Origin of the sequence: Kitasatospora sp. NPDC057738 (assembly GCF_042798815.1) — a bacterium.
Lineage (GTDB): Bacteria > Actinomycetota > Actinomycetes > Streptomycetales > Streptomycetaceae > Kitasatospora > Kitasatospora lactacystinica.
On record NZ_JBHVJT010000019.1, the window covers coordinates 112,930 to 119,299 of the forward strand.

Below are 6,370 nucleotides of genomic sequence, written 5' to 3' on the forward strand. Positions count from 1 at the left end.
AGAAAAGGGGTTGGGTTTCCTCCGTGGGGGGGAGGGGGGACGCGGTTTTTGGGTTGGGGGGGGGTGGGGGGGGGGGGGGGGGGGCCGGGCGCCCCCCCCCCGCCGCAGGGCGCGGCGGGGCGGGCACGAGGGCGCGGTGGGGCGGGCGGGTGTGCGCGGGGCCCGGTATCAGCCGAGGGGCAGGTCGAGGTGTGCCTCGGTGCCGGTGGTGGAGCCCACGGTCAGGGTGGCGAGGGGCGCGTTGGCGTCGGAGTAGAGCTTGTCCTTGGCGTTGATCACGAGCATGAGCTTGTGGTCGGCCGCGATGTCGTAGGCGGCTGCCTGAAGGTTCCACGACACCTGGACGGCCTGGCCGGCCGTGGCCTCGGTGAGGGTGAGGGGCTCGTGGGTGATGATGCGGGCGGTGCCGTCGGGGGCGAGGTCGAAGAGGTAGGCCACCAGCGTGGCGCTCTTCCCCGCGGGGGTGACGGTCAGCTGGACGCGCGGGATGCCGCGCACGCGCCGGGCTCCGGCGGGGGAGGTCCAGGTGGCGAGGTAGCGGCGGTCGAACTTGCCCGTGGCGTAGGTCTTCGGGTTGCCCTTCCACTCCTGCCGGCCCGTGGTGAGCAGGTCGTCGACGGCCTTGGCCTCGGTGAGCTCGCCGGTGGTGAACGAGGCCTTCCACCCGGCGGCCGGGGCGGTGCCGAGCGTCCCGTCCTGGCCGCCCTTCGCGCCGCCCAGGTACAGCCTCTCGGTGCTCGTGGTCACATCGGCCCAGCTCGCACGGCTTTCGCGGACGGTGGGCTCGAACATCACCTGGCTCTTGACCGGCTCCCAGCCGGGCACCTCGTTGGCGACGCCGAGGACGTGGTGGTCGAGCCAGGCGAGGGCCTCGTCGACGGGGGCGTTCGGGCCGGGGACCGTCAGCCCGGCACCCTCGGGGGCGGCGTGGTCGCCGATCCACAGGTTCAGGTGCTTGGGGACGGTCAGCCGCTCGAAGTGCTCCACGGCCTCGTTGACCGGGAAGAGCGTCTCGTGCCAGGTGTTGGAGTAGAACGTCGGGATGCCGCGGGCGTTGGTCTGGTCGACGTAGGAGGCGGGCGAGCGCTCCTTCCCCCAGGCCACCACCTCGTCCAGGTTGGTGCCGTCGCGGAAGTCCGCGAGAATCTGGCGGGTGGCCGGGTCGAACTTGCGCTCCTCCGGCCCGCCGGTGAACGCGACCAGGGCGTCGACGGCGGCCAGGTGCCGGGTCTCGTTGAGGTACAGCGAATCGGCCAGATCGCCCCAGGTGCTGAGCGCCACCACCGCGTCGACGCGTCCCGCCGGGTCGTGGGCCGCGACCAGCTGGCTGATGCCGGAGCCGTAGGACTCGCCGAGGAAGGCGACGCGGCTCGGGGCGAAGTGCTGCTGCGCGTAGTCGATCACCGTGGAACCGTCGGCCCAGTCGGACGGGCCGGCCACGTCCACGGTGCCACCGGAGGTGAACGGGGCGTCGATGAACCCGCCGCCGGGGATCGGGAAGGTCTGGCCGATGCCGCGCGGGGTGTAGGCGAGTACGTGGTAGCCGCGCAGTGCGAGGCGCAGGTACAGGTAGGTGAAGAGCGTCCAGCCGAGCGGCGTCCACCCGGCCGGCACGATGACCACCGGGCGCGGCTCGTCGGTCTTGAGCCGGATGGTGAACGCGGAGAGCCTCACCCCGTCGTCCGCGGTGATCCTCGGGAGGCCGATGGTCGCCTTCGCCTGGACCTGGGTGACGAGTTCCTGCAGCTCGGCGGGCAGCAGCGGCTGCTCGGCGGAGCCCGCCAGCGTGGCGACAAGGGCCTCGGCCAGGTTGACGGCGTCGGGCGAGAGCTGCGTGCCCGAGGCATAGATGCCGGAATCCTGAAGCTTCGTCAACTGGCTTGCGGTGAAGGGGGTGGGGCCGTCTTCGGAGATGCTCATCTGTGGAACGCCTTTCACGGTGGCTTGGTAGGTCGCGCGCATTCATGATCAATGCGGGCCCCTCCATGTACTGCCATCGCGTGATTCGGTTCACTCGAAGAGGTGACTCAGGATCAAAGATGCTTGACAGGTGGCAGATCGGCGCCGATCTCCCCCGCCAGGGACGTCCGTCGCGGATCGTGCCGACCGTGACAGACCCGGCCACCTCCGCGCTGCCGACGACGAACCGTCTGTGGTGGCTGCGCCCTCCCCCCCCGGCTCGCGCAAGGACGCTCGGCCGAGGAACCTCGGCCGAGCGTCTGACTGCCTCTTCACGGTCTGCCCCTGGCCCGCCGGCCAGGTGTCGCCATGCCCCCGAAACCGCCCCCGTCTCAGATGTCGCCGAACTCGCCGCTGCGGACAGCGGTGACGAACGACATCCAGGCCTCGGCCGGGAAGACGAGCGCTGAGCCGTCGGGGTCCTTCGAGTCACGGACAGGAGCCAGGCCGGGGAAGCCGGGAGCCACCTCGACGCACTGTCCGCCGTTGCCGCTGTAGGAAGACTTGAACCACTGAGCCCCGGACAGATCTACGCCGTCGGTCATGACGCCCCTCTCAGGCTTCGCTGAACTCGCCACTGCGGACAGCCGCGACGAAGGACACCCAGGCCTCGGCCGGGAAGACAAGCGCCGGGCCCTGAGGATCCTTGAAGTCACGGACCCTGCCTGGATGTGCATCATCCACCTCGACACAGTTGCCGCCCTGCTGGCTGTACGTGCTCTTCCGCCACCTGGCGTCGGCCGGGTCGAACTCCATAGCGCTCACAGCCCTTCCGTGCCCTCCCCCGCGCGCACAAAAACGCTCGGCTGGGGCAACCCCCAGCCGAGCGCCCGACTACCTCTTCACAGCCTCGAATCGGACGGCAACCAACCACGTGCCGCCACGTCTCCGGAGACCGCCTCCCGCCTCAGATGTCGCCGAACTCGCCGCTGCGGACAGCGGCAACGAACGACACCCAGGCCTCGGCCGGGAAGACAAGGGCCGGGCCCTGGGGGTCCTTGGAGTCACGGACAGGAGCCAGGCCGGGGAAGCCGGGAGCCACCTCGACGCAAGACCCGCCATTGTTGCTGTAACTGCTCTTGAACCACCGAGCCCCGGACAGATCTACGCCGTCGGCCATGATGCCCCTCTCAGACTTCGCTGAACTCGCCGCTGCGGACAGCGGCAACGAACGACTCCCACGCTTCGATCGGGAAGACGAGCGAAGGCCCCTTCGGGTCCTTGGAGTCTCGGACCGGCATGACACCTGGGCAGCCGTCTGCAACTTCGATGCAGCCTCCCTGCCCGTTGCTGTACGTGCTCTTCCGCCACCTGGCGCCGGCCGGGTCGAGTTCCATAGCGCTCACAGCCCTTCCGTGCCCTCCCCCGCTCACACAAAAACGCTCGGCTGGGGCAACCCCAGCCGAGCGCCTGACTACCTCTTCACAGCCTGGCCCTGGTCAATCGACCACGTGTCGCCATGCCGCTGGCCGCCCCAAAGCGGGCGCTGCCTCCTCCGAGCTCAGGCTCAGACATCGCCGAACTCGCCACTGCGGACAGCCGCGACGAACAACTTCCACGCCTCGGCCGGGAAAACCAGAGCCGGGCCCCTGAGTTCCTTGGAGTCCCGGACAGGAGCCACGCCGGTGAGGCTGGGAGCCACCTCGACACACTGCCCACTACGGCTCGGTAGTGCTGTCGGTCATGACACCTCCACGTGGGCTGGGGCGCTGGCCGTCGGCCAGCCTTGCCCGCAACAGGATGGCTATGCGTCAGTTGACGGTTGAGGTGGGCTTGCCAGAATTGTTGCGGGGGCTACTTGCGTTCATTGTCGCAACTGGGTGGTATGCAAGAGGATGGGTGGACCCCGGCGGCTGATTCGCCAGGGTCCACCCATCCGTCATTCACCCGTTACAGCTGAATCGGGAACTCGCCCGCTTTGACAGCCCCGAGGAAGGCCTGGAACGCCGCGGGGGTGAACTCCAGGACAGGGCCGCGCCGGTGCTGCTTGGTGTCGCGCACCGGGATGGTGCCGGCCGGGGTCACCCCAACCTCGACGCAGTTACCGTTCTCGCTGCTGCTGTAGCTGGACTTGGCCCAGCCGTAGCCGCCCTGGTCGAGGGCGGTGCCGTCGTGCATGGTCATCCTCTCAGTTGTCCCCAACTCGCACTGTTCGTCAGGGTTGCCTGCAAGTATGACCGCGTCGCCTGCGGGTCGAGCGCTTGGGACATCAGCAGCTCGAACTGACGGCTATGGCGGGCGAGCTTTGCCGGTTGATCCTTGAACGTCAGGTCCTGCTCGACGTAGGCCACGCCGTCACCCGGTAGGTCACTGAACAGGTAGACGGCGAACGGCCCAGTGGTTCCCACGTGGTAGCCGGAGCTATCGGTGAGGACCTGGATCGTGATGTTGTCCAACGCGCACACCTCAATCAGGTGCGCGACTTGGGCGCGCATCAGGTCGGCGTCACCGACGCACATCCGCAGCGCGGCCTCGCCGAGAATGAACCAGGCCTTCGGCGGGTCTTCCCCGAAAAGCACCTGCTTGCGCCGCTCCGCGCGCTCAACGGCCTTGTCGATCGGCAGCGGATTGTCATCCTTCCACCGGAACCGGGCGCTGGCGATGACCGCCTCGGTGTAGTCCGCGGTCTGCAACAGGCCCGGGATGATGCTCGGCTCCCAGTTCCTGACGAGCCTGGCGAGCTTCTCGGCCTCGACGAGGGCGCCGAACGAGGGGTGAACGTCGAGCGCCGACCACCAGCCGTGCTCCTTGCTCTCCTTGGCCATCGCCCTGAGGGAGTCGGCGGTGGCCTGGTCCAGGTTGAACTGCGTGACCCATGAGTTCACATCGTGGACCTTGATGATGTTCCGGCCGGTCTCCAGGCGGCGGACGATCGCGGCTGACAGGCCGAGGGCATCGCCGAGCTGTTCCCGGGTGAGCTTGTTGCGCTCGCGGATCCGGCGGAGCCGGCCGCCAAGGAGATGTCGAAGGAACGGCACTCCGGAGGGGCGCTCGTCCTGCTCTTCGTTCGTGGCCTCTTCGTCCATGCCTCACCCCTATCAGCAGTCACTGACGTCTCGTCAAGTCTGCCGCCCACAAGCGATGGGCGCCAGATAGCCGCCACCGTCAATTGACGGTGATGACACATGTTGCAATTCCGTTCCGAGTACGAGACTGTAGCAGCACGCTCACCAAGAGTGGCCAGTTCGGCACTCTTGGTGATCCATCTATCGCCGTGCTCGCCGAGGTTTTCCCATGTGCGAGCCACTGCGACCCGACCGTGGAGTTCGCGCCCGGCACCGACGGGAAGTCGAGCCAAGCGCGCCGCTGCGAACTCTCAAGTCCTCATATATGGAGTCGAGTTGAGCAGGACCCGCATCATGAGCAAGCCCCCGGCCCGCCGGTCGGGTCAGCAGATCTTCGCCCTGCGCGAGAACCCCGACGGATCGGGCGACCTGCTCGTCCTCCTCGTCGACCCCGTCTACATGGACGGCCTGATCCTCCCCGGCGGCAGCGCCGAGCAGGACGAGCTCCCCCACCTCGCGGCCCGCCGGCACCTCGAAACCGAGACCGGCCTCGCCCTTCCCCTCCGCACCGTCCTCACCATCGACTACATGCCCGCCGCCGAGTTCCCCGAGGGCCTCAACCTCGTCTACGCGGGCGGGATGCTCACAGCCCAGCAGGCCAACGCCGTGACCCACCACCAGCCCCCGGAAGAACTCCGCGCCCTCCACTGGGTCCCCCGTCACCAGCTTCGCGACCTCATGGCCGACGATCAGTGCCGCCGTGTCGAGGACGCCTGGGACGCCTGGGAGCACGGCGACGGCCTCCCCCTCCTCGTCCGGGGCGTCCCGGTCCCGGTCGGCTGACCAAGCGCCCGGCCCGACAGCACCATCCCAGGGCCGGACCTCCGTGAGCACGGTCCGGCCCCTCCTTCAGCAGCACGCGTTCAACCCCTTGAGGTACTCCCCCATGCTCAAAACCCACCGCCGTCCCCGCATGTTCGTCGCGCGCCTCGACTCCCGTACCGAGTCCACGCCGCTGGCCAGGTACTTGCTCCGGGCCTACCTCTCCGGGCTGCCCTCCGGCGACCGGTACGCCGACACCGCCGAACTATTGCTCGGCGAACTCTTCGCCAACGCCGTCCAGCACTCCGACGCCCCCGACGACTGCCACATCGAGGTCCGCTTCACCGTCACCGGCTCCCGCCTGCGCCTCGAAGTCCACGACGCCGGCACCGACCACCCCACCCTCCACACCCCGACCCCCGACGACGAACACGGCCGCGGCCTGCTCCTCGTCAACAAGTTGGCCGAACGCTGGGGCTGCACCTCCCTCCCCGGCGGCATCGGCAAGTACGTCTGGGCCCACATCGCCCCCACCCCCGGCCCCGCCCTCGTCACCGCCTGAAAGCACCAACTCCCATGCACCT

9 protein-coding genes and 1 pseudogene are annotated in these 6,370 nt (G+C 68.7%); 2 read left to right on the plus strand and 8 right to left on the minus strand.

Features of this window, described 5'->3' with window-relative positions; genetic code table 11:
- Positions 1 to 168: 168 nt before the first annotated feature.
- The 8 genes and pseudogenes from ACFVGO_RS13415 to ACFVGO_RS13450 form a co-directional block, all read right to left on the minus strand.
- Positions 169 to 1,920 carry an alpha/beta fold hydrolase gene (locus tag ACFVGO_RS13415; RefSeq protein WP_380631821.1) on the minus strand — a complete coding sequence of 584 codons (1,752 nt, stop codon included), beginning with the start codon at positions 1,918 to 1,920 and terminating at the stop codon, positions 169 to 171.
- Positions 1,921 to 2,291: 371 nt separating this feature from the next.
- Positions 2,292 to 2,504 carry a DUF397 domain-containing protein gene (locus ACFVGO_RS13420; protein ID WP_380631823.1) on the minus strand — a complete coding sequence of 71 codons (213 nt, stop codon included), beginning with the start codon at positions 2,502 to 2,504 and terminating at the stop codon, positions 2,292 to 2,294.
- A 10-nt stretch (positions 2,505 to 2,514) separates the two neighbouring features.
- A complete protein-coding gene (locus tag ACFVGO_RS13425) occupies positions 2,515 to 2,715 on the minus strand; it encodes a DUF397 domain-containing protein (RefSeq protein WP_380631825.1) in 201 nt (66 codons plus the stop codon).
- A 151-nt stretch (positions 2,716 to 2,866) separates the two neighbouring features.
- Positions 2,867 to 3,079 (minus strand): DUF397 domain-containing protein, encoded by a 213-nt coding sequence (locus ACFVGO_RS13430; RefSeq protein ID WP_359910706.1) that lies wholly within the window; start codon positions 3,077 to 3,079, stop codon positions 2,867 to 2,869.
- Positions 3,080 to 3,089: 10 nt separating this feature from the next.
- Positions 3,090 to 3,296, minus strand: a complete 207-nt coding sequence (locus tag ACFVGO_RS13435; RefSeq protein WP_359910703.1) for a DUF397 domain-containing protein — start codon at positions 3,294 to 3,296, stop codon at positions 3,090 to 3,092.
- A gap of 170 nt (positions 3,297 to 3,466) precedes the next feature.
- A pseudogene (locus tag ACFVGO_RS13440) lies at positions 3,467 to 3,607 on the minus strand (DUF397 domain-containing protein); the annotation flags it as partial.
- Positions 3,608 to 3,849: 242 nt separating this feature from the next.
- On the minus strand, positions 3,850 to 4,083 hold the full coding sequence (locus ACFVGO_RS13445; protein WP_359910700.1) for a DUF397 domain-containing protein: 234 nt from the start codon (positions 4,081 to 4,083) through the stop codon (positions 3,850 to 3,852).
- Complete coding sequence (locus ACFVGO_RS13450; RefSeq protein WP_359910697.1) at positions 4,080 to 4,985, minus strand: Scr1 family TA system antitoxin-like transcriptional regulator; 906 nt, start codon at positions 4,983 to 4,985, stop codon at positions 4,080 to 4,082. The genes ACFVGO_RS13445 and ACFVGO_RS13450 overlap by 4 nt, the downstream gene beginning before the upstream one ends.
- Before the next feature lie 333 nt (positions 4,986 to 5,318).
- Between ACFVGO_RS13450 and ACFVGO_RS13455 the strand changes: the two genes are divergently transcribed.
- Both ACFVGO_RS13455 and ACFVGO_RS13460 read left to right on the plus strand, forming a co-directional pair.
- Complete coding sequence (locus ACFVGO_RS13455; protein WP_359910694.1) at positions 5,319 to 5,807, plus strand: NUDIX domain-containing protein; 489 nt, start codon at positions 5,319 to 5,321, stop codon at positions 5,805 to 5,807.
- A 103-nt stretch (positions 5,808 to 5,910) separates the two neighbouring features.
- Positions 5,911 to 6,348, plus strand: a complete 438-nt coding sequence (locus ACFVGO_RS13460; RefSeq protein WP_359910691.1) for an ATP-binding protein — start codon at positions 5,911 to 5,913, stop codon at positions 6,346 to 6,348.
- Positions 6,349 to 6,370: the final 22 nt, after the last annotated feature.